25 protein-coding genes are annotated in these 22,448 nt (G+C 62.8%); 11 read left to right on the top strand and 14 right to left on the bottom strand.

The window, feature by feature from the left end; genetic code table 11:
- Nucleotides 1-87: 87 nt before the first annotated feature.
- The 4 genes from QD280_RS05880 to QD280_RS05865 form a co-directional block, all read right to left on the bottom strand.
- On the bottom strand, nucleotides 88-969 hold the full coding sequence (locus tag QD280_RS05880; RefSeq protein WP_279838585.1) for a glycine betaine ABC transporter substrate-binding protein: 882 nt from the start codon (nucleotides 967-969) through the stop codon (nucleotides 88-90).
- 102 nt (nucleotides 970-1,071) lie between these two features.
- A complete protein-coding gene (locus tag QD280_RS05875) occupies nucleotides 1,072-1,803 on the bottom strand; it encodes an ABC transporter permease (protein ID WP_279838584.1) in 732 nt (243 codons plus the stop codon).
- 4 nt (nucleotides 1,804-1,807) lie between these two features.
- Nucleotides 1,808-2,989 (bottom strand): ABC transporter ATP-binding protein, encoded by a 1,182-nt coding sequence (locus QD280_RS05870; RefSeq protein WP_248377406.1) that lies wholly within the window; start codon nucleotides 2,987-2,989, stop codon nucleotides 1,808-1,810.
- Nucleotides 2,990-3,034: 45 nt separating this feature from the next.
- Complete coding sequence (locus QD280_RS05865; RefSeq protein WP_176677398.1) at nucleotides 3,035-3,703, bottom strand: ABC transporter permease; 669 nt, start codon at nucleotides 3,701-3,703, stop codon at nucleotides 3,035-3,037.
- A gap of 541 nt (nucleotides 3,704-4,244) precedes the next feature.
- Here QD280_RS05865 and QD280_RS05860 point away from each other — a divergent pair.
- From QD280_RS05860 to QD280_RS05835, 6 genes are all read left to right on the top strand, one after another.
- The gene (locus QD280_RS05860) at nucleotides 4,245-5,414 is read left to right on the top strand and encodes a TauD/TfdA family dioxygenase (protein WP_054556214.1); all 1,170 of its coding nucleotides are present in this window, start codon (nucleotides 4,245-4,247) and stop codon (nucleotides 5,412-5,414) included.
- On the top strand, nucleotides 5,414-6,013 hold the full coding sequence (locus tag QD280_RS05855; protein WP_279838583.1) for an HD domain-containing protein: 600 nt from the start codon (nucleotides 5,414-5,416) through the stop codon (nucleotides 6,011-6,013). The genes QD280_RS05860 and QD280_RS05855 overlap by 1 nt, the downstream gene beginning before the upstream one ends.
- A 256-nt stretch (nucleotides 6,014-6,269) precedes the next feature.
- Complete coding sequence (locus QD280_RS05850) at nucleotides 6,270-6,596, top strand: gamma-glutamylcyclotransferase (RefSeq protein WP_279832832.1); 327 nt, start codon at nucleotides 6,270-6,272, stop codon at nucleotides 6,594-6,596.
- A 198-nt stretch (nucleotides 6,597-6,794) separates the two neighbouring features.
- Complete coding sequence (locus QD280_RS05845; protein WP_054556217.1) at nucleotides 6,795-7,271, top strand: GFA family protein; 477 nt, start codon at nucleotides 6,795-6,797, stop codon at nucleotides 7,269-7,271.
- 297 nt (nucleotides 7,272-7,568) lie between these two features.
- Nucleotides 7,569-8,552, top strand: coding sequence for a LysR substrate-binding domain-containing protein (locus QD280_RS05840; protein ID WP_165873978.1), 984 nt, complete (start codon nucleotides 7,569-7,571; stop codon nucleotides 8,550-8,552).
- A 76-nt stretch (nucleotides 8,553-8,628) separates the two neighbouring features.
- The gene (locus tag QD280_RS05835) at nucleotides 8,629-8,958 is read left to right on the top strand and encodes a gamma-glutamylcyclotransferase family protein (protein ID WP_153636169.1); all 330 of its coding nucleotides are present in this window, start codon (nucleotides 8,629-8,631) and stop codon (nucleotides 8,956-8,958) included.
- 134 nt (nucleotides 8,959-9,092) lie between these two features.
- Here QD280_RS05835 and QD280_RS05830 read toward each other — a convergent pair whose 3' ends face one another.
- Entirely contained in the window at nucleotides 9,093-9,968 is an 876-nt protein-coding gene (locus QD280_RS05830; RefSeq protein ID WP_279838582.1) for a LysR family transcriptional regulator, read from the bottom strand.
- A 243-nt stretch (nucleotides 9,969-10,211) separates the two neighbouring features.
- On the opposite strand from QD280_RS05830, the gene QD280_RS05825 reads away from it, so the two are divergent.
- Entirely contained in the window at nucleotides 10,212-10,727 is a 516-nt protein-coding gene (locus tag QD280_RS05825) for a lactoylglutathione lyase family protein (RefSeq protein ID WP_043333918.1), read from the top strand.
- Nucleotides 10,728-10,881: 154 nt separating this feature from the next.
- Here QD280_RS05825 and QD280_RS05820 read toward each other — a convergent pair whose 3' ends face one another.
- Entirely contained in the window at nucleotides 10,882-11,127 is a 246-nt protein-coding gene (locus tag QD280_RS05820) for a hypothetical protein (protein ID WP_043333917.1), read from the bottom strand.
- Nucleotides 11,128-11,575: 448 nt separating this feature from the next.
- Complete coding sequence (locus QD280_RS05815) at nucleotides 11,576-11,701, bottom strand: hypothetical protein (RefSeq protein ID WP_263643033.1); 126 nt, start codon at nucleotides 11,699-11,701, stop codon at nucleotides 11,576-11,578.
- 350 nt (nucleotides 11,702-12,051) lie between these two features.
- Between QD280_RS05815 and QD280_RS05810 the strand changes: the two genes are divergently transcribed.
- Nucleotides 12,052-12,747, top strand: a complete 696-nt coding sequence (locus tag QD280_RS05810) for a haloacid dehalogenase type II (RefSeq protein ID WP_213114751.1) — start codon at nucleotides 12,052-12,054, stop codon at nucleotides 12,745-12,747.
- A 236-nt stretch (nucleotides 12,748-12,983) separates the two neighbouring features.
- Here QD280_RS05810 and QD280_RS05805 read toward each other — a convergent pair whose 3' ends face one another.
- Nucleotides 12,984-13,733: an IclR family transcriptional regulator gene (locus QD280_RS05805; RefSeq protein WP_279838581.1), complete on the bottom strand. Its 750-nt coding sequence runs from the start codon at nucleotides 13,731-13,733 to the stop codon at nucleotides 12,984-12,986.
- 118 nt (nucleotides 13,734-13,851) lie between these two features.
- On the opposite strand from QD280_RS05805, the gene QD280_RS05800 reads away from it, so the two are divergent.
- From QD280_RS05800 to QD280_RS05790, 3 genes are all read left to right on the top strand, one after another.
- The gene (locus QD280_RS05800) at nucleotides 13,852-15,453 is read left to right on the top strand and encodes an MFS transporter (protein ID WP_279838580.1); all 1,602 of its coding nucleotides are present in this window, start codon (nucleotides 13,852-13,854) and stop codon (nucleotides 15,451-15,453) included.
- An 87-nt stretch (nucleotides 15,454-15,540) separates the two neighbouring features.
- A complete protein-coding gene (locus QD280_RS05795) occupies nucleotides 15,541-16,560 on the top strand; it encodes an HlyD family secretion protein (protein WP_279838579.1) in 1,020 nt (339 codons plus the stop codon).
- 185 nt (nucleotides 16,561-16,745) lie between these two features.
- On the top strand, nucleotides 16,746-17,840 hold the full coding sequence (locus QD280_RS05790) for an NAD(P)-dependent alcohol dehydrogenase (protein WP_279837317.1): 1,095 nt from the start codon (nucleotides 16,746-16,748) through the stop codon (nucleotides 17,838-17,840).
- Between the two features lie 102 nt (nucleotides 17,841-17,942).
- On the opposite strand, the gene QD280_RS05785 is transcribed toward QD280_RS05790, so the two are convergent.
- From QD280_RS05785 to QD280_RS05760, 6 genes are all read right to left on the bottom strand, one after another.
- Entirely contained in the window at nucleotides 17,943-18,311 is a 369-nt protein-coding gene (locus tag QD280_RS05785; protein ID WP_176677416.1) for a Lin0512 family protein, read from the bottom strand.
- A complete protein-coding gene (locus tag QD280_RS05780; protein WP_279838578.1) occupies nucleotides 18,308-18,706 on the bottom strand; it encodes a Lin0512 family protein in 399 nt (132 codons plus the stop codon). Before QD280_RS05780 ends, QD280_RS05785 begins: the two co-directional genes overlap by 4 nt.
- A 51-nt stretch (nucleotides 18,707-18,757) precedes the next feature.
- On the bottom strand, nucleotides 18,758-18,928 hold the full coding sequence (locus tag QD280_RS05775) for a hypothetical protein (protein ID WP_160317865.1): 171 nt from the start codon (nucleotides 18,926-18,928) through the stop codon (nucleotides 18,758-18,760).
- A 192-nt stretch (nucleotides 18,929-19,120) separates the two neighbouring features.
- The gene (locus QD280_RS05770; RefSeq protein ID WP_279838577.1) at nucleotides 19,121-20,344 is read right to left on the bottom strand and encodes an ABC transporter substrate-binding protein; all 1,224 of its coding nucleotides are present in this window, start codon (nucleotides 20,342-20,344) and stop codon (nucleotides 19,121-19,123) included.
- Nucleotides 20,341-21,192: an ABC transporter ATP-binding protein gene (locus QD280_RS05765; RefSeq protein WP_054556228.1), complete on the bottom strand. Its 852-nt coding sequence runs from the start codon at nucleotides 21,190-21,192 to the stop codon at nucleotides 20,341-20,343. The genes QD280_RS05770 and QD280_RS05765 overlap by 4 nt, the downstream gene beginning before the upstream one ends.
- Complete coding sequence (locus QD280_RS05760; RefSeq protein WP_084589434.1) at nucleotides 21,189-22,271, bottom strand: iron ABC transporter permease; 1,083 nt, start codon at nucleotides 22,269-22,271, stop codon at nucleotides 21,189-21,191. The genes QD280_RS05765 and QD280_RS05760 overlap by 4 nt, the downstream gene beginning before the upstream one ends.
- Between the last annotated feature and the right edge of the window lie 177 nt (nucleotides 22,272-22,448).

Genomic DNA, 22,448 nt, shown 5'->3' with positions numbered 1-22,448 from the left:
AGAGACGACAAGACCGCCCGCAGGCGGCCTTGTCGTGCTAGCGTAGCCCCTGAGCCTCGCTATCAGAGGATCAGGCGTACCTGAAGGTCACTTGAGGCCGTGTTCCTTCAGGAAGTCCTCGGCGACCTGCTCGATGCTCTTCTTCTCGACATCGACCTGCGCGTTCAGGCTCGCCATGGTGTCGTCATTGAGCTCGGCGGACAGCGCATTCATCTGCGACTCGAGTTCCGGGTTGGCCTTGAGCGACTCCTCACGCACCACCGGCGTCAGGGCGTAGGCCGGGAAGTAGCCCTTGTCGTCCTCGAGCACAGTGAAATCAAACGCCGGGATGCGGCCATCGGTGGCGAACACCAGGCCGACATCGACCTGACCATCACGCAGTGCCTGGTAGACCAGACCGGAATCCATGCGCTTGACGTCGGCGCGCCCGACACGGAAGTCATAGGCCTTCTGCAGCGGACGCCAGCCATCATCACGCGCGTAGAATTCGGCGTTCAGCGCGAAGGACAGCCCCTTGTCGTCGTTGACCGCCTGCGAGAGGTCGGACAGTGAGGCGATACCGCGCTCCTGGGCGTCCGCCTCACGCATCGCCAGTGCGTAGGTATTGTTGGCCGCAGACGGCTCCAGCCACACCAGGCCCTTCTCGGCGTCCAGCTCCTTGACGCGAGCATAGGTGTCTTCCGGGCTCAGGCGCTCACTGACATCGTTGTAGTTGATCAGTGAGGTGCCGGTGTATTCCCAATAGAGATCGATCTGGCCGTTTTCCTGCGCCTGACGCAGAACGGCGGAGCCCATGCCGGAGCGCTCTTCCACCTCATACCCCAGGCCTTCCAGATACTGCCCCGTCATGCTGGCGAGAATCTGTTGTTCGGTGAAGTTCTTGCCACCCACCACAATCTCTTCAGCCTGCGCCGTGGAAAGTGAAGCGGCCAGTGCCGCGCCGGTCAGCAGAGTCGTCAAGGTCTTCATGGTGTTCTCCTATCCTGTGAAATTTCGGTCCAGCCGGTTGTTGTTGTTCAGGTCGTGCAGTCTGTCACCACGCGCTGAGCGGGTCGGCGCGTGGGTCTTCATTCATGCTCGCGCCGGGTTGACGCCTCGCGGCACCACGAGGAAGGCCACGAAGGCCACCAGCACATCCACCCCGATCGCCAGCAGCGCCGTGGGGATGGCGCCGGACAGCATCATGATGGGGTCATAGAGGTCGATCCCGGTAAAGATCAGCTCCCCCAGTCCACCGGCGCCGATCAGGAAGGCCAGCGGTACCGTGCCGACATTGATCGCCAGGGCGGTACGAATCCCGGCGAACATCACATACAGCGCATTGGGCAACTCGACCCGCACCAGACGCTGGAGGGGCGACATGCCGATCCCGGCCGCCGCTTCCTTCAAGGCCGGTGACACGCCCTTGAGTCCCGTGTAGGTATTGCGGGTGATGGGCAGCAGGGTCGCGACGAACAGCCCAAAGACCGCCGGCACGGTGCCGATGCCCAGAAAGCTCATCGACAGGGCCAGCACCGCCAGCGTCGGGATGGTGGTGCCCACGTTGAGCACCTGCATGGCGGATTCGGCGTAGCGCGTCATGCTCGGTCGCGACAGGATGATACCCAGCGGAACCGCGACCAGGATCGCCAGCCCGCCGGACAGAGCCGTCAACCACAGGTGCTGTACCGTCAGAAACTGGATGTCAGTGATATAGAAGAGGAACTCTTCGATCACGCCGCTCGACTGGCTCCAGACCCCGGCCATGAAGATCGCGACCACGGCCACCAGCCGCAGCAAGCCCGTGAATTTCAGTGTCGGCATGGGCTTACTCCTTGTGCAGCGCGGTCGCGGACATCTCACCCTGCTGGCCAGAAGCCCCGCCACCCGCATGCGCCCGATAGCGCGAACCCAGATGATGGGTGATGGCGCGCTGGGTGATCTGGCCGACGATACGCCCCTCGTCATCGACGCACGGCATCCAGGTCATGTCATTGGCGAACATCAGCGAGGCCACCTTGCGCAGGTCATCCTCCAGGCTGACCACGACGGGCACGCTCTGGAAGTGATCACGGCAATGGCCCTTGGAGGTGCGAGCGATGGCGGCACTGATGATGCCAACCGGCTGACGCTTGTCGTTCACCATCACGATGCTGTTCTGGTAGCCGTAGGCCTCGATGCGCTCGAGCGCCGTGGTCAGGGTGTCATCCGGCGTGACCATGCCGATGTCTTCACTGGCCAGGTCGCGCACCTTGACCAGATTGAGGCGCTTCAGAGCGCGGTCTTCTCCCAGGAAGGATTCGACGAACTCGTTCTTCGGCGCGGCCAGCAATTCATCGGGCGGTGAATACTGCACCAGCTTGCCGCCGCGGAAGATAGCGATGCGATCGCCCATCTTGATCGCCTCATCGATATCGTGGCTGACGAACATGATGGTCTTCTTGAGGTCCTGCTGCATCTTGAGGAACTCATCCTGGATCACCGCGCGGTTGATGGGATCGATGGCGCCAAATGGCTCATCCATCAGCATCACGGGCGGGTCCGCCGCCAAGGCACGCGCAACGCCGATACGCTGCTGCTGGCCACCGGACAGCTCGCTCGGATAGCGCTTGAGGAAGGCATCGGGTTCGAGCGCGATCATGCGCATCAGCTCACGGGCGCGCTCGCGATAGCGCGCTTTGTCCCAGCCCAGCAGCCGGGGCACCACGGTGATGTTCTCCTCGATGGTCATGTTCGGGAACAGACCGATCTGCTGGATCACGTAGCCGATGTTGCGGCGCAGCTCCTGGGTATCGAGATTGGTGGTATCTTCCCCGTTGATCAGCACTCGCCCCGAGGTCGGGCGAATGATGCGGTTGATCATCTTGAGGCTGGTGGTCTTGCCGCAGCCGGAGGGGCCGAGCAGGATGCAGATCTCACCGCTCGGGACCTTCATGCTGATATTGTCAGCCGCCGTCACGGCGCCCTTCGGGGTATCGAAGACTTTTGTCAGGTTGTCGAGTTCGATCATGAAGCGTTCCTTGTCGTGTTGGCAGAATGGCGCGCGAATGACGCGTCAGGCGGCGGCCGCTGTGGTGCGGTCCATGCCCTTGGGCGTCAGGCGCTTCTGCAGCGCCAACAATGCATAGTCGACGAGGATGGCCAGCACGCTGACCGCCACCGCCCCGACAATCAATTGCCGAGGATCAGACTGGGAAATCCCTCGACTGATGAAGGTGCCAAGCCCCCCGGCACCGATATAGGCCGCAATCGCCATCACCCCGATATTCAGCACCACGGCGGTGCGTACACCGGCCATGATGATCGGCACGGCCAACGGAATCTCCACCATCCACAGACGCTGATTCTGGCTCATGCCCACCCCTCTGGCGGCTTCGCGCAGCGCCGGGTCGACATTGTTGATCGCGGTATAGGTGTTACGGATGATCGGCAGCTGCGAATACAGCAGTACGGCGATCACGGCCGGCAGATAGCCGATGCCCTGCCCGATCAACGACAGGATCGGAATCATGATGCCGAACAGCGCGATGGAAGGGATCGTCACGATGATCGAGGCGATATACAGCACGGTCTTGGCGGCTCGCTCGTTCTTGGTGATCGCGATACCGATGGGCACGCCCGTCAGGGTGGCGATTCCCACCGCCACCCCGACCAGCGAGATGTGCTCAAGCGTGCGTGTGGTCAAGAGCTCCAGATTGTCCAGAGCATACTGGATCAGTTCCAAGCGGGATCTCCTTGCTTTTATTGTGTCCTGTTCGGCACGGCAGGCTTGAGCCGGCGTCACAGGTGTCAGGGCAGGTATATCATCAAGCGAAGTCGCTGAGATGCCGAAGCGGAAACCTGCTTAGCTTAGCAAAGCGAGATAGCAGTTATTTATCGATTTGAATGAGCATGCAAAATGCCAGTTATCAAGAACGGTGATCCTCCTTGCGCCACGCGCGCCCGAGAGCACGACTGACTCACTGACGACAGGTATCACCGTTTCGCTCTGCAGGTTTGGGGCCAATTCGCCACCGCTATCCGCCTTGTCCGCGACGATGGTAACAAAAAAGACAAAACAATTTATAAATCATCTATTTAGCATATATGGGCAGGCCCTGGGCACGCGCAATGGCGCTCGGGTAGCGGGCGCGAACCTCCCTCCCCACCAGTCACCCCATAAGAAAAATGCATATCCTCCGATAACACTCACCCCCTACTTAGGTCCCATGCCTCGCTCCCATAATGGCCACGATATACAACCGTGCTAATGGAGAGATGCCTGCATGTCCCTGACCAATGCCCTGTCCGATGCGCTGCCGCTGACCCTGAGCGAGTCGCCGCTGTCACTGAACCTGATCACCGCCGAAGGCCTGGAGCCGGTCAGCCCGCTGTGGCTGCGCGAGCGCACCCAGGACCCGGAGCAGCTCGATGAGGTGACCACCCAGCGTCTGTTCGATTCGCATGCCATCGACGTCAACCTCGAGCTGACCGCGGCGCGCCCGGTCGATGAGACGCACGTGGAATTCACCTTCAGTGACGGGCATTGCGAGGTGTATGACCTCACCATGCTGGCGCATGAACTGCAGGGCATCACGCCGTTCCCCAAGCCCGAGAGCTGGGATGCGAGCATCGATCAGCAGGCGCAGCGCGTCGACTGGGAGAAGATGGGCAACAATGAGGACTTCCAGAAGGCATTGAAGGCCTATCTGCGCTTTGGCTACATCATCGTGCAGAACGTACCGACCGATCCGGAGCGCATTCTGGAAGTGGCCGGTCACTTCGGCTACGTGAAGGACACCAACTTCGGCAGCTACTTCGAGGTGTACTCGCGCCCGACGGGCAATGACCTGGCCTACCGCAGCGTGGCGCTCGGGCCGCACACCGACAACCCGTATCGTGATCCGGTGCCGGGCATCCAGATGCTGCATTGCCTGGTCAACGAGACCACCGGTGGCCTGTCCACGCTGGTCGACAGCCTCAATGCGCTCAAGCAGCTCAAGGCCGAGATGCCGGAAGGCTATGAACTGCTGCGCACCACGCCGGTCGGCTTCCGCTTCCTGGACGCCGGTACCGAGCTGACCACGCGTCGCTGCGTGATTCGCGAAAATTCCGATGGTGAGCCCATCGGCGTCAACTACAGCCCGCGCCTCGATCACCTGCCGCACATGTCGCTGGAAAACACTCGCCGCTACCATCAGGCCCGCCAGCGTCTGGGGCAGCTGTTCCAGGACCCGGCCAACGAGATTCGCTTCCAACTCGAATCCGGAGAGCTGATGATGTTCGACAACACCCGCGTGCTGCATGGCCGTACGGCGTTCGACACCAATGAGGGGCACCGCCACCTGCAGGGCTGCTACATGGATAGCGACGGCCCGCGTGAGCGCTTCGCCACGACCCTGATGCGTCAGCGTCAGCAGCAGGCACAACAAGAAAACCGTGAGGAAATGGCGTAATGGATCAGGTTTCATTCACCCAGATGAAGGACGGCACCGCAGAAGACTATGCGTTGCTCGAGCGTCTTGAAGACCAGTTCAATGAAGGGCTGGTGGAGCGCCTCAAGCTTGCCCTGCGCAAGCTCGATGATGGCCTGAGCGGCTACAAGGTCAGCCGTCTGGAGCATTCCCTGCAGTCGGCGGCGCGCGCCGAGGCCGATGGCGCCGATGACGACCTGGTCGTCGCCACCCTGCTGCATGATCTCGGCGATGAGCTGGCGCCCTACAATCACTCGCAGCTGGCCGCCGCCATCATTCGCCCGTACGTGCGTGCCGAAGTGACCTGGATCATCCATCACCATGGCCTGTTCCAGAAGTTCTACTACGGTCACTTCTACGGCGAGGACCGCAACGAGCGCGAGATCTACAAGGACCACCCCTGGTATCAGAAGTGCGTGGATTTCTGCGAGCGTTATGATCAGGCGGCCTTCGATCCCGACTACCCGACCCCGCCGCTGGAGCACTTCGAACCGGCACTGCGTCGCGTCTTCGCGCGCAAGCCCTTCGATCCGGACGTGATCGGCGAAGAGCCGGCCGGCGGTCTCGACAGCCGCGTCTGAGTATGTGAAGGCGGGTGCGTGAAACGCGCCGGACCTGCTCGTCTCCCCCGCTTGACCATTGCCCCCACTGGCCCGCCCAGTGGGGGCAATCTGGTTTGTGGGCGTTGCGTTGAGTGCTTCACGTCAACAAGGGGTTGAACCTCGCCACTCAACCTTCATCATCATTGGCTAACGTCAACGTCAATGAAGGCGGTGCCGGTACGGCCGTCTTTCCCTCGCGGATCACCCCCCCTTCCCCAACCCGACAGGCAGACGCATGGAACATCTCTTCATCTACGGTCCACTGGGCCCCGGCGGCCTCAACGAACATATCATCGCCAATATCGATGGCGAATGGAGCTCGGCCTATCTACGCGGCCGACTGGAAAACACCGATCACGGCGATGAGCACAACTTCCCGGGGCTGGTCGTCGACAACACGGGCCAGGTGATACGCGGCCACGTGTTCTCCTCGGCGCACTTGCCCGAGCATTGGGATGCTCTCGATGACTTCGAGGGCCCCATCTATCAGCGCACCGTCACTACCGTCATTCTCGATGACAATCGTGAACTCGAGGCCTATGTCTACGCCCTGCCGCAGTGAGACTCACGCGCGGCACGGATAGCGATTGCTGGCTCGTGGCAAGAGATGGATGGATCGTGGCTAGTGATGGATTGATCGTGGCAAGTGATGAATGACGGCCCGCCGCCTTGCGCCCGGATGGAGTAACATTGCCCTTCGGGCGATGCATGGCCAGTCAGCGCCAGCGTCCTCATTCATGCATCACAAGGGAGATTCCTCATGCAGCTTGAAGGTTCCTGCCACTGCAAGGCCGTCACATTCCAGCTCGAATCGCCGCACCCCTATCCGTATCAGCGCTGTTATTGCTCGATCTGTCGCAAGACGGCGGGCAGCGGTGGCTACGCGATCAATCTGGCGGGCGATGCCAACACCCTGAAGGTGGAAGGCCGGGACAATCTCTCCATCTATCACGCGGTGACTGACGGGGTCGAAAGTCCGGCGGAACGGCACTTCTGCAAGCGCTGCGGCAGTGCGCTGTGGCTCTACGATGCCCGTTGGCCGGAGCTGATCCATCCTCAGGCAGGGGCGATCGACACCCCGCTGCCCGTGCCGCCGGAGCATGTCCACATCATGCTCGACAGCAAGGCCAACTGGGTGGAAGTCGCGCACGAAGCGCGTGATGCTCATCACGCCGAGTATCCTGAAGAGAGCATTGCCGCCTGGCATGCGCGGATTGCCGAGCGCGACACCGACTGATATCGGCGGCGCGTCAATCAGGACCAGCAACTCCTCGATCAGGATCCGATGCGACGCTGGTCAGGATCCGTTGCGACCTCATGGCCTGATCCGCCGGGCTGAGCGTTGATGTCATTCGCTGCGTCGCGTATAAGTGCCGCCTATACAAGGCGGCACTCCTGTTTGTATCCGGTGATCCTTGGCTGATGCCTTCTCATGTCTTATCCAGGCAATCTCCCGAGCCATCAGCCAGGCCATCATCCAGGCCAAAACAGTACGACAGGAGCGCCGCGACAGCGCATCACAGTGAGGACTCTCGTGCCGGCCCGAAAGACAAGCTCCCCAGCGCCGCTGGAAAGCGCAAGCCCTCTGGATGACCTGCCCTCCCTGCGCGGGCTGGTCGCCTTTGACGTGACGGTCCGCCTGGGGTCGATGACGGCCGCCGCCAGTGAGCTGGATACCACCCAGCCCACCATCTCCCAGCGCATCCGCGCGCTGGAGGAGCACCTGGGCCATCCGCTGTTCGATCGCCAGGGCGGCCGGCTGATCCTCAACCACTACGGCGAGAGCTTCCATGCCGAACTGGCAGGCGGACTTGGCAAGGTATGCAGCGCCGTCACGGAAGCACGTCGCAAGGTGCACAAGCCGACGCCGCGCATCACCATCGCCGCGGGCGCCGGTTTTGCGCATGTCTGGCTGCGCCCACGTTTGGAGCGGCTGGAGCAGGACTTCCCCGACTGCCACTTCACGCTGCTGCCGATCGATCGCGATGAAGACCCGCAGATGCAGCAGGCCGACATTGCGATCCGCTTCGGCCCGCCGCTGACGGGCGATCATCGCGATACGCTGGTGGTCGCGGAGCGCGCCTTCCCGGTCTGCTCCCCGGACTACGCCCGACGTCATGGGCTCGAGAAGGGGCTGGATGCCGAAGCGCTGTCGCGCATCACCCTGCTGCATCTGGACATGCGCGATACCCGCTGGCTGGACTGGGCCACCTGGTGTCGCCACGCGGGGCTGCCGGTGCCGCGCCTCGACAAGGCCTTCCCCTACAACAACTTTCCGCTGACGCTCAATGCTGCCGTCAATCATCAGGGCGTCGCGCTGGGCTGGAGCCACGTCATCCAGGACCTGCTCGACAACGGCTCACTGATCGCCCTGACGCCGCATATCTCGCGGGACCGCCACGGCTATCGCATGAGTGTCCGCCATCCCAACAGCGCCGTGATCCAACCCATCACCCGCTGGCTGACACGCGAATTTTCCGGCCTCGAGATTCCAGGGCCTACCTCAAGGCAGCCGTGAACGGCCGCAAGCCCTCGCTCCGTCCGGCGCGCGCCGCCGAGACAGGCTTCTCCCCCGACGAACGACAGAGACTCCCATGCAGCATCTTTTCATCTACGGCACCCTGGGCCCGGGCGGCCCCAACGAACACGTCATGCTCGACATTGGCGGCAGCTGGACACCCGGCACCCTCAAGGGCCGCCTGGAGGCAGCTGGCTGGGGGGCTGAGATGGGCTTTCCGGGGCTGAGACTGGATGAGGCGGGCGACACCATCCGCGGTCACGTCTTCTCCTCCGACAACCTGGCCGATCACTGGCAGGCGCTGGATGATTTCGAAGGCAGCGAATACCTTCGCCAGCCGGCCACGATCACGCTGGAAGATGGCAGCACCCTGACGGCACAGGTCTATGCGCTGAGCCAGCCGTAAGCTGCTCCATGAACTGTTTCATGAACTGTTCCATAAGCTGATCAGTGCGCTGATGCCCGGCGTCGATGCCTGAGTGTCGAGGTTTGATGCCTGAGTGTCGAGGTCTGGTGCCTGAGCGTCTAGGCCTCGGCACGCTACAGCGACACCTTCAGATACTCCAACACCCGTCTGGCGCGCGCCGAGAGCGGCCATTCCGCTCGCGTGAGCAACCACAGGGTATCGACCACCTCCGTGCTGCCCTCAGGCGGTGGCACCACCCGGATGGCCTGATGATCAGGGAAGGCCTCGCGGGCATGGCGCGGCACGACGCTGAAGCCCAGCCCACGGGCGACCGGCTCCAGAATCAGGCTGATCTGGTTGGTAGAGCCACTGCGCGGCAATGAGCTGATGCCCGGATTGCCCGGAAAGCGCCGACTCAACAGGCGCGAGGCCATGTCCTGACCATCCGGGTGATCGATGAAGCCCAGTGTCTCGAGATCCTCCCAGTCATGGATCTCGACCCCCGCCGGCACCACCAGCTCAAGGGGCTCTCGCGCCCACTCCGTCACGCTCAGGCGCGGGTCATCCGGCTTGAGCGTGACGATCCCCAGCTCGAAGCGATTCTCCAGCACGGCCTCCACCACCTCGCGCGTCGGTGCGAAGCGATGGTGGACATTGAGCCCCGGCGACTCCTGCTGAAGCGCCAGCAAGCGCGGATAGATCGCCAGGCCAATGCTGCCCGGCGTGATCAGCCGAATGTCGCCATGACTGTCTTCATTGCCCGCCAGCCGCTGGGTCAGGCGCTGCTCGGCGGTTTCCATCTCACGCGCGAAATCCAGCAGTGCATGGCCGGCCGGCGTCAGTTCGATCTTGCGCGGATGACGGATCAACAGCGTGCCAAGTCGGGTTTCCAGCTGGCGCACATGCTGACTGACAGCGGCCTGGGTCAGATCGAGCCGCTCCGCGGTACGCGTGAAGTTGCCGACACTCACCAGGGTGCGAAAGGTGCGTAGCCATTGGGGTTGCAGCATTCAAGCTCCTGGGGGCTGGAAGAATCAGGGGGCAGAGTCAGTGGACAGAATCAGGATGGCAGCGTCAGAGGAGGAGCATCAGCAAGACTGCGACGGAGAACCCCTACCGCAATAAGAAAGTCTTATCATTATCATAACAGCTACGTAGTTTTCATTATTGCTCATGACGCCCAAGATGGCTTCCAACGTCACGCAGGCAGTGACCGAGCCATTTCCTTCACGACTCACATATCGAGGTGACTCATGAGCAACGAAAAGAACACACCGTATCCGCGCACCTTCTCCCACATCGGCCTGTCCGTCGGTGATGTGGAAGCCGCGGTCAAGTTCTACACCGAAGTGCTGGGCTGGTACGTGGTGATGGAGCCGACCACCATCACCGAAGATGACTCCGCCATCGGCGTGATGTGCAGCGATGTCTTCGGTCCGGGCTGGGGCAGCTTCCGCATCGCCCACCTGTCCACCGGCGACCGTATCGGTGTCGAGATCTTCGAATTCCCGAACCACGAGACGCCGGAAAACAACTTCGAGTACTGGAAGACCGGCATCTTCCACTTCTGCGTCCAGGACCCCGACGTCGAAGGTCTGGCCGAGCGCATCGTCGCCGCCGGCGGCAAGCAGCGCATGCCGGTACGCGAGTACTTCCCGGGTGAGAAGCCGTTCCGCATGGTCTACATGGAAGACCCGTTCGGCAATATCCTCGAGGTCTATAGCCACAGCTATGAAATGACCTACGCCGCCGGTGCCTACCAGAACTGAACACGGCCACAGACGTCAGATACAGCAAGGCCCCGCCATGGCGGGGCCTTGTTGTATCTGACATTCATGCTCGAGACATCCCGACAGGAATTTCGAGAGCAACACACGATGACTTTCGTCGGGCGAGCTCAGCGAAAGCTCACCCGCTCACGCCTCAGTGGATGACGGGCATGCTGCGCACACGACGGTAAAGACTCTGACTGGCGAGTTCCGGACTGAGCAAGGCAATCCGTGCCTTCTGCACTGCAAGCTCACGCTGCAACAACGACCAGGTGCCGATGAACTCGGCACACTCACCACAGTGCACCAGGTAATCATCAGAGCGCTCATGATATTGGTAATCCATGCTCAGGCAGTTACATACCGGGCAGGACAGAACGGCGTTGGCTTTCTCATCCATGATTCGATTCCCTGGAGCCACACTGATTGAATTCACGGCAATGATCACACGCGTTCAGGTAACCATTACGGGTGTGAACATCCCTCATACTCTGTAAAACCCGCTGAACTCACACTATCCATGATGTGATATCTGTACAACTCTCACTTGTGGGCGACATTTCTCGAAACGTTAACCAGTGGTAACTTGCTGGCGTGTTCAGCACGTTGATCTCATCGCGACTCGCCAGTCACCATGACCGCGACGAACACCCCGATAGCAAATCACTTCTCCATGATTACACAGCGATACGCAAGACTACATTCGCTGACCGATGACATGCCGGCTTCAGACTCGCGAAACCGCAAGGCGCGCATGCCCTGCAGGTTCTGTCGCCAAACGGGCATGAAAAAACCCACCCTGGAGGGTGGGTTTTACGTGAATCCCTTCGGCTGTCACCGCCAGCAGATCATTTCATCTTGCGCGCCGAATCATCCTGCTCGATACGGGTCAGTAGCTTGTCAAAGACGCCAGTCGCCAACAGCACAAAGGTGACGGCCAAGCCAAGCCCCATCCAGATAGCGATATTGCTCATTGTCCCTTACCCCTGCTGTTTTCTTGGTTTTTTCAGCCCTTCTGCGACGCAATATGGCGTAAATTCAATGTTTGTACAACATTTGATCATGAAAATATCGACCGCCGTCAGACGCTGAGACTGCCGGTGCCATTCCAGACCTCTGACCGGCGTCATCACACTGCCAACGGCCATGATTTGAGCAATCGCTCAACAACGGGTAGTCTTGCGTCATGAAGAAAGTGACGCGGGCTTGCCAGCGCTGATTCCTTGGCGCTGATCCGCTGGCACTGACCCCCTGACGCTCCCCTTCGGCCTGCTACCTCGCTTCGCGTCCACTGCATGTCTGAAATATCACCCCAGGAGTCATCATGTCTGACACGACCTTTCCCGACGTACTGGTATTCGACGTCAACGAGACACTGCTCGACATCACCACTCTCTCGCCGTTGTTCTCACGCGTGTTCGGTGATGAAAGCGTGTTGCGCGAATGGTTCGCACAGCTGGTGCTGTACTCGCAGACCATGACGCTCTCACAACGCTACACCCCCTTCGGTGCGCTCGGCGTGGGCGCCCTCAAGATGGTCGCCGACATCCATCAGGTCAGACTCGCGGATGACGATATCGAGGAGCTCAAGTCGCGCATGGCCGAGATGCCGGCCCATCCCGATGTCGCCCCGGCGCTTGAGCGCCTCAAGCAGGCTGGTTTTCGTCTGGTGACGCTGACCAACTCCCCCGCAGGCGCCTCCCCGACGCCGCTGGAGAAGGCCGGTATCAGCGAGGCCTTCGAGCAGCACTTCAGCGTCGACAGCGTCAAGCAGTTCAAGCCGGCGCCGGCCACCTATCAGCATGTCGCCGAGCAGCTCGAGGTCGAACTGGGCGACATGTGCATGATCGCCTGCCATGTGTGGGACACCATCGGCGCCCAGGCCGCCGGCATGCAGGGCGCCCTGCTGACGCGCCCGCACAATGCCGTGCTGCCCGCCGAGAATGTGCCGGCCCCGGACTTCATCGCCGCGGAGCTGATGACCCTGGCGGACCAGCTGATCGCGGCCAGAGAGGCCTGAGCGAGCCCTGGCCTCTGAGCTCTCTTTCTAGACTCTCTTTCTAGACTCTCTTTCTAGACTCTCTTTCCAAACTGAGTTTCTCGGCTCTGTCTCTGAGTGCTGCCTAGTAAATAAACGCCGCTCGCCCATTCGGGTGAGCGGCGTTGCTGTGCCTGCCTTCCTGTTCGCCCTCTCCACCATCTCGCCGTTCGATCAGCCGCCGTACACGGCAGCCTTGCCGCCTTGGCGGGAAGCCCTCACTTGAGTGAACGGAAGGCCTTGAGCATCTCGTCACGGGTCGCCTGCAGCGCGGCCTGAATCTCCGCCTTGCGCTCGCTGATGCGCCACGAGGGGCCGACCACGGACACGGAGTAATGGCCCTGGCTGGTCTCCAGGCCGATAGCGATCGCGCCAACCCCCTGCATATGCTCATCCGAGTCATGACCGGTGCCGGTGCGACGCACCTCGGCCAGCTGCGTCAGCAGCGCCGGCATCGCGAGGGTGTTGTCCGTGTAGGCCGTGAGTTCCGTGCCCAGCAAGCGCTCCACCTGCTCATCCTCGAGATGCGAGAGCAACACCTTGCCGCTGGCTGTCGCATGCAATGACAGGAAGTTGCCGGCCATCGGTGATACCCGCAGCGGCAGCGGCGACAACACCGAGTGCAGTATCAGCAGCTCGTTGCCGCTCAGACTGCAGAGCACCACCGTTTCCTCGGTGGAGCCGCTCAATGCCTCCAGAAACGACTTGGCATGCGTGGTGATATCGAGCTGGCTATGTCGCGCCAGCCGCATCAGCGCAGAGCCGAGCCGTATCCCGCCATGGCCGTGGATTTCCAGCAGGTCTTCCTGGGCCAGCGCATCGACCAGCCGCTTGACGGTCGAGCGCGGCAGATCGTTCCTGGCGGCGATCTCCCCCAGGCTCATGCCCTGCTCACTGCCTTCCAGACTCTTGAGAATCGCCGCCACCCTGGCCACGACCTGCACGCCACTACCTTCTCTTGTGGACACAGACACAACTCCTTAACAAGCTAACTACTTGCCTAACGAAACCACCAAGTGGTACAGTGTACCGCATAACGAGACACCCAAGGTGTCTAGCGCTTCACCTCAAAACGGGAACTCTACAGTGGCCGCTCCTCAACCCTTCAATCTACGACTCGCACTCGGTCTTGTGGGCATTCTGCTCGCATCGCTGATGTCCGGTGTGGGAGAGCGTGTCACGCAGACCGTCCTGACGGATGTGGTCGGACACTTCGGTTTCTCCCACGATGAGGGCAGCTGGCTGACCACGATCTACAGCGCGGCGGAAGTCTCGATGATGCTGCTCGCCGGCTGGCTGGCCGTCACCTTCAGCCTGCGCCGCTTCGCGATCGGTGCCTGCCTGTCACTGGCCCTGTTCTCTCTGCTGGTGCCCCTGGCCGACAGCTTCCCGCTGATGGCGGGGCTGCGCGTTGCCCAGGGCCTGGCCTCCGGCAGCATCCTGCCGCTGCTGATGATGTCGGCGCTGCGCTTCCTGCCGTGGCACAGCAAGCTCTATGGTCTGTCGGCCTATGCGATGACGGCCACCTTCGGCCCTTATCTGTCGGCACCGCTGGCCGCTCTCTATGGCGACCTGGGCGACTGGAATCTGGTGTTCTGGGAAACCGCGCCGGTATGCCTTCTCGCCGCCGCACTGGTCTCCTGGGGCCTGCCGCAGGACCCGCTCAAGCTGGAACGCTGCAAGCAGTTCGACTGGCTCGGTGCCTTGCTGGGCGTCACCGCCCTGTGCGCGCTGGTCGCCGGCATGACCCAGGGTGAGCGACTCGACTGGGGCAACTCGCCGTTGATCGTCGCCCTGCTGACCACGGGCGGGCTGGTCTTCGTGACCTTCCTGATCCATGAGTGGTTCCACCCGATGCCGCTCTACAAGCTGCAGCTGCTGGCACGCCGCAACTTTGCCTTCGGCATCATCACCCTGTGTACCTTCATGTTCCTGACCCTGGCCGCCGGCACCATTCCCGCCGCCTTCCTGGGGGAAGTGCAAGGCTATCGCCCCATGCAGCTGTTCCCGGTCATGTTGACCATGGCCCTGCCGCAGCTGCTGCTGGCACCGTTGGTGGCGGCGCTGATCAATCGCAAGAGCGTCGACAGCCGCTACGTGATGGCCACGGGCCTGGTGTTGATCCTGATCAGCTGCCTGCTGGGCTCGCAGCTCACCAGCGACTGGAATCGCGACAACTTCTATCTCATCGAGGTGCTCAACACCCTGGGCCAGCCGATGGTGGTGGTACCGCTGCTGATGAATGCCACCGGGGCGCTCAGCCCGCTGGAAGGGCCGTTCGCCACCGCGATGGTCAACTCGCTGCGCGCCCTGTTCACGGTGGTGGCCTCCACGGTCTACGGAAGCTTCCTCGTCACGCGTGAAGCCCTGCACACCACCCGCCTGGGCGAGGCACTCGGCCTGCAGGGCAATCAGCCCGCCGGACTCATCCAGGTCGATGCGGCAAGCGATATCACCACGCGCATCTCCGAGCAGGCCTCCGTGATGAGCTATGCGGATGCCTACCTCGCCATCATCCCCTTCGTGGTGGCGCTGCTGATACTGGTCATGGTGCTGCCGATCCGCGCCTATCCGCCCCAACCGGCGCCGGCACCTCAACCAGAGCCAGCACAGCGCTCTCAGTCTCAGCCCCCTCAGTCTCAGCCCCCTCAGTCTCAGCTCCCTCAAGCACAACCCTCCGGGGCATAGACACAGACAAAGCCGGCGGCTGCCCGCCAGCCAGGATTCAGCCACTCCCCCCCTTCTTCGACATAGACGACGAGATACGACACCGACATGAACAAGACACGTACCACCCTACTGTTGAGCGTTCTGGCGCTCCTGCTGGTCGCGACCTACGCGGGCCTCTACTGGAAGGGCCACGATGGCCGCGAAGCCACCAACAATGCCTATGTGCGCGCCGATAGCGTGATGGTGACCACACGCGTCGCAGGCCAGATCGACAAGGTGCTGGTGGAGGACAACGAAGTGGTCAAGGAAGGCCAGATCCTGGCCACGCTGGATGACCGCGATTACCAGGCGTCCCTGCACTCCGCCCAGGCCGATCTCGCCGCCCAGCAGGCAGCGGTCGGTGACCTGGATGCCAACATCGAGCGTCAGCACGCCGTCGTGCAGCAGTCCATCGCCGAAGTGAAGTCCACCCAGGCCTCGCTGCGTTATGCGCGCAACGATGCCAAGCGTTACCGCAGCCTGCGCATGACCAACGCCGCCTCCCAGCAGGACAAGGAAAAGGCCGATGAACAGCAGGGCATCTGGGAAGCCAATCTCGTGCAGGCCCAGGCGGCTCAGCGCTCGGCGGAAAAGCAGATCGGCGTCCTTGAAGCCCAGCGCGTGGAAGCCCTGGCCGAGGTCGAACGCTCACGTGCAGCGCTCGAGCAGGCGGAGCTGAACACCGGCTATACCGTCATTCGTGCGCCGAAGGATGGCATCGTCACCCAGCGCTCACTGCGTGTCGGCGCCTACGTGCAACCGGGTGATTCGCTGCTGGCCATCGTGCCGCACAAGGAAGCCTATGTCGTCGCCAACTATCTCGAGACCCAGATGGCCGAGATGGAGCCGGGCCAACCGGTCGAGATGACGCTGGATAGCCTGCCGGGCAAGACCTTCACTGGCCATGTCGACAGCATCGCACCGGCCTCCAGCAGCGCCTTCTCGGCCGTGGCCAGCGAGAACGCCACCGGCAACTTCACCAAGATCACCCAGCGCATGCCGGTCAAGATCGTGTTCGACCCGAACCAGCCCGACTTCGACAAGGTACGCATCGGCATGTCAGTGATCGCCCATGTCACGACCTAGCAGCCCTGAGCGCCTTGCGACAGTCCTGAACGAGGCTAGACAGTCCTGAACGAGGCTAGACAGTCCTGAACGACTTGCGACAGCCCTGAAGCAGTCAAGAGAGCAGCCCCGAACGGCACGCCGCCCAACGACGCCCCTGAAGGTTGCCGCTACGCCATCACTCGATCATCAAAGGGATCAGCACCATGAAAATTCGCGCCGCCGTCACCGCCACCCAAGGCCAGCCCTTTGACCTCAAGGACGTCGAACTGGCGTCCCCCAAGGGTGACGAGATTCTGGTACGTGTCGTGGCCACCGGGGTCTGCCATACCGATGCCGCCGCACGCGACCTGGGCATCGCCCCCTATCCGATCGTGCTCGGCCATGAAGGTGCCGGTGTGGTCGAGCAGATCGGTGACAATGTCCGCGACATGGAAGTGGGCGACCATGTGGTGCTGTCCTTCGCGCACTGTGGCCATTGCAGCCACTGCCTGACCGGACACCCGACCGTCTGCGAGCGTGGCGGTGAGCTCAACTTCGGCGGTGTGATGGATGATGGCGGCAAGCGCCTGAGCTGTGACGGCCATGACGTCGCCACCTTCTTCGGCCAGTCGTCCTTCGCCACTCACGCCGTGGTCAGCGAGCGCAATGCCGTCAAGGTCGACAGCGATGTCGATCTCGCCCTGCTGGGCCCGCTGGGTTGCGGCATCCAGACTGGCGCCGGCACCATCCTCAATCGCCTCAAGCCGGGCTTCGGTGACAGTCTCGTCGTGTTCGGCTGTGGCGCCGTGGGCCTGAGTGCCGTGATGGCGGCCAAAATCGCCGGCTGCAAGAACATCATCGCGGTCGACCTGCACGAGAGCCGTCTGGAGCTGGCCCATGAGCTGGGCGCGACCCACAGCGTCAACGGCAAGACCGAGGACCTGGTCGGCGAGATCAAGCGCATCACCGATGGCGGCAGCGAATTCTCCCTCGAGACCACCGGAGTACCGATGCTGGTGCGCAGCTCCCTGCAGGTGCTGCGTCCGCTGGGCACCTCTGCCATCGTCGGCCTGACCCACGATGTGACCCTGGACGTGCACCACGACCTGATGGCGGAAGGCAAGTCGATGATCGGCGTGATCGAAGGCGACGCCGTGCCGCGCGTCTTCATCCCGCGCCTGGTCGGCTACTACAAGGAAGGCCGCTTCCCCTTCGACAAGCTGATCCAGATGTATGACTTCGATGACATCGAACAGGCCTTCGCGGATTCGAAATCAGGTCTGACCGTCAAGCCGGTACTACGCATCAGCTCGCTGTAATCAGCGCCTGCGCCACCTGGCCTGAACCGCAAAGCCCCCGTGCGTCACTGACGCACGGGGGCTTTCTTCGTTGGCCGACACGACCTCAGTCAGCGCGCTCGCCTACGACTGACACAGCTGCCAGGCGTCGTGGTCGATATCGAGCATGGCGGCGATGGCGGCCGAGGCGATGACATGCGTCTGGCCACTGGCCTCGTCATGCACATTGAGACCGCCCTGCACCACCGTCACCTCGGCGCGCCCACGGGGAAGCTCGCGCGCCACCGCGTCTGCATCCACGGCGTCCGGCTCCTGCACCGCGATGGTGACCTCGACGCGCATCTGGTGGTGATCGATGCCGAGTGACTGGAACATCACGATGGAGGAATGATGCAGGGCATCATGTACCGCACGGCAGGCGGCCTTGGTGTAGTCCATGCCATAGAGGTCATTGCCGGTGCCCATCTCGAGAATGATGCGTTGCTCGCTCATGCCTGACCTCCTGCCGACTGCCCGGACGCGGAAGAAGTGGGCGCCACGCCGGCGGCCGCCATGTCGAATGACACGATGATGGCGACATTGGCGATCACGCTGACCCCGCTGCCATCCGGCTTGGCGACGTCCAGCCCGCCCTTGACCACGCGCACACTGGGCTGACCGTAGGGAAAGATGCCCAGCAGGGCGTCACTGTCGACCTTGTCGGGCTGCTGCACGCCGATCTCGACCTCGATCAGCATCGCCTCCTTGGGGAAGCCGAAGGCGTCCGCCACGTTGAGCGAGTTGTGCCACAGGGCATCGCGGATGCCACGTGCCGCCGCCTCGGTGTAGCTCTGGCTGCGAATGGAGGTGCCCATGCCGAACTGGGTCACCATGCGTGTCTTGGCCACATTACCCCCTGATTTCCTGTCACGGAAAAGACGTACCATTCGCGCCGCCTATCAGCGCGGATGCTTGAAAAGCCCGATCACCCAACCTATCCCGCCCAGCAGCAGGGCGCCCTGCCAATCTCCCTGGAACAGCTCGATCAGCGCCAGGACGATTGCCACCAGCTGCGCACTGCGCACCGGACTGACCGTCGCTGTGGGCTTGCGGTCATCCTGCTCTGACATGCGGCCTCCCGTCGCTGGCCCGATGTCTTCATCAGGCGATGACACCCTCGGGCGATGCCATCGTCGGACGATGACTAGCCGAGCGATAACATCATGGGACGATGACAACGTCGCCCCATCGTTTCAGGAAAGCCTCAAGTAGAAAATACGACTTCCGTCCCCGAGCACCTGCAGGCACCAGCCCCGATCAGCTCATTGGGGCGTGTCAGGCGCCTCAAGCGCCAGCTGGCCCCAGAAGTGGCCGCTGCTGCGCGACAGCGTCGGGTCATTCATCAGGTAGCCAAAGGTGGCCATGGGGTCGAGATCGGCAAAGGTCTCGGGGTGCAACCAGCGCGCGATGGCCTCCAGCGCGACGATGGCATAGGGCCCCTGGTGGAAGCCATGCCACAGCGCCATCACCCGGCCCTGCTTGACGGCATCCAGTGACTGCCAGCCGGGCAGTGTCTGCACCATGCGTTCCAGGTCGTGCTGGATATCCTCCCCCGAGATGCCGATGCCGGCACGCAGTCCATCGCCCTTGGCCCACTGGCCGCCGGTATTGAGAATCGCCTCGGGCGGGTGTGCCAGCACCCACTCCTTGCTGAGGGTGGCACCGCTGACCGGCGCCAGTTCAGCGGCCAGATTGCGCCCGCCGGCCCGCGTGACCAGGTCCGCCACGCCGTTGTGCAGATTGGTACGACAGCAATCCACCTTCACGCCCGGTGCGATGTTGATCAGCACACGCGGCCGCTCGGCAATCGTCGCCAGACGTTCGTCAATCAGCGCCAGATGCGCCGCGATGGTGTCATCCACCTCGCGGGCACGCGCCTCGACACCGAGCACCTCGCCCAACAGGCGCACGCTGACCGGAGCATCCTGCAGCGGATGGTGATTGAACTCGACATAAAGATAGGGAGTGCCGACCTCGTCCAGCAGCGCCGCCAGCGGCGAGCCTTCGATACGCGAGCGCTGGGAGAGATCGAACAGCACCAGGTCCGGCGTCAGCGCCAGCAGGGCCTCGCCCTCAAGGCTCGGGGTCGAGGCGCGACTCAGCGCTGGCAGCGTGGCAAGTTGCGGCCAGCGCGTCTCGAGACGCTCGGTCATCGCGGGATCAAACACCGCCAGGGGGTAGGCCCAGCCGACGATGCGCTCAAGCGGCGCATCCAGCAGCGTCAGCAGCGCATACAGCTGGCGCGGCTGGGCCAGGAAGATGCGCTGCGGTGAGGCCGCAAGCGTCACCTCGCGCCCGGCGAGATCCGTGACCTGACGCGGAAAGCTGGCCTGGGTCTGCCCCTTGGCGACCGGCTCGGCGGCATGGGCAAGGTTGCCCGGTGCGTTCGAGAAGGCGCCAGCGAAGACAGTGGCGAGTGCCAGCAGGCAAGCGCCTGCCAGTCTTCTGGGCTCGCTTCTGGGCTCAGTCTTGCGCACCGCCATCATCGTCTGGCTCCGACATCGCGCGTGATATGGCCAATGTCGGCGTGGGCCGAGTCGGCGACGCGGTCGGTGAGCACCACCGGATGGCCCAGCGAGCAGCTCTCGATACGCGCCTCGATGCCATAGGCCTCACGCAGATGCTCGGCAGTGATCACCTCCCGCGGGGCCCCGGTGGCCAGCAGGCCGGAGGGCGCGAACAGGATGATCTGATCACAGAAACGCAGCGCCAGATTGATGTCATGCAGCGCGATCAGGCAGATGGCCTGCTGCTCCTGCACCACACCGCGCACGCCTTCGATCAAGGCCAGCTGCCAGCGCAGGTCCAGCGCGCTGGTCGGCTCATCCAGCAGCAGCAGTTGTGGCTGGCGCACCAGCGCCTGGGCGAGACCGACCATCTGACGCTGGCCACCGGAGAGCGTGTCCATGCGCCGGAAGGCCAGCGAATGCAGCGACAGGCGCGCGAAGACCTGCTCGACCAGCGAATCCGTGGCCTCGCGGCTCAGTTCGGCACGCGCCGCACGACAGGCGCTGGCCACGGCTTCATAGGCGACCAGACTGGTCGGCTGCGGCAACGTCTGCGGCAGGTAGCCGACATGGCGCATGCGATTCGCCCCGTGCAGCGACGACAGCGCCAGCTCGCCGAGGTGGATGTCGCCCTTGGCCGGACGCATGCCGGCAATCGCCTTGAGGAAGGTCGACTTGCCGACCGCATTCGGCCCGAGCACACCGACCAGTGAGCCCGCCGGCAGCGGTGGCAGATCGAGTTGATCGAAGATCATGCGCCGCTGATAGCCGGTGGTCAGCTGCGAGATCCTCAAGGATGCTTGCGAATCAAAGACGTGATGGCTCATCCCTGCCCCCTGCGCTGACCGAGCAGCAAGGCGAGGAAACAGGGGATACCGATCAACGAGGTCACGATCCCCACCGGCAGCACCAGTCCGGGTACCAGCGACTCACTGGCCGTCGCGGCCAGGGACAGCACCAGCGCCCCCGCCAGCGCACTGCCGGGCAGATAGAAGCGATGGTCTTCCCCCAGCGCCAGACGCGCCATGTGCGGCCCGACCAGACCGATGAAGCCGATGGTGCCGACAAAGGCCACTGCCACTGCCGCCAGCAGGCTGACGCGCAACAGCGCCGTGCGGCGCAGGCGGGTGACCGGCACGCCGAAGCTGCGCGCATGGTCTTCCCCGGCACGCAGCGCTGTCAGCGCCCAGGCACGCCGCATGGCGAAGGGCAGGCAGACGACCAAGACGCTTGCGATGATCGCGACTCGCTCCCATGAGGCTTCCGACAGGCTGCCCATGGTCCAGAACACCAGCTGTTGCAGCGCATCGGGACTGGCCACGAACTGCACCAGCGCATTGACGGCGTTGAGCACGAAGACCAGCGCGATGCCGAACAGCACGATGACCTCGCGACTGGCGCCATACAGCGAGGCCACGGCATCAATGGCCAGAATCGACAGCGCCGCGAACACGAAGGCCATCAGCGCGATGGTGTAGCTGGGCGGCAGCCCCGGCAAGGCGACATCCAGGATGATGACCAGCGAGGCACCAAGCGTCGCCGCGGCGCCCACGCCCAGCGTGAAGGGGCTGGCCAGGGCGTTGTTGAGCACGGTCTGCATCTCGGCGCCCGCAAGCCCCAGAGCTGCACCGACCAGCGCCGCCATCACCGCCGTCGGAAGACGAATCTGCCAGACGATGGCTTCATTGATCGGCCCGTGCGAGCCGGGATTGATGAGTTCGCCCAGCAGATCAGACAGCGCGAGATCGGCAGGGCCGGTCATGATGTCGCCAAGGATGGCCAACAGCAGAGCCAGGCCCAGCGCGGCGAGAATCACCACACGTTTCCAGGCGAAGCGCCGGTATTGCTGGGCGAGCGTAGGCGACGACTCAGGCGCTGAGGCCTGAGCGTGCGCGGGGGGAGACATCGGACTTTTTTCAATCACCAGCAAGGTCTGCCACTAGGAGGAGGAAGTGAACTTCCATGCATCAGGGCCCACCGGAGCCGCCAGGCAGCTCGGCTATCAGCATGAATCATGCGCAGATGATAATGATTGACGCCTGCAGTCACAATGCGCACGGCCGCGACTGGCGACTGGCGCGCC

This window comes from Cobetia sp. 1AS1 (assembly GCF_029846435.1).
In the GTDB taxonomy this organism is placed as follows: domain Bacteria; phylum Pseudomonadota; class Gammaproteobacteria; order Pseudomonadales; family Halomonadaceae; genus Cobetia; species Cobetia amphilecti.
Note: the sequence above shows the minus strand (reverse complement) of the source record. Positions and strands in the feature narration are given on the sequence as shown.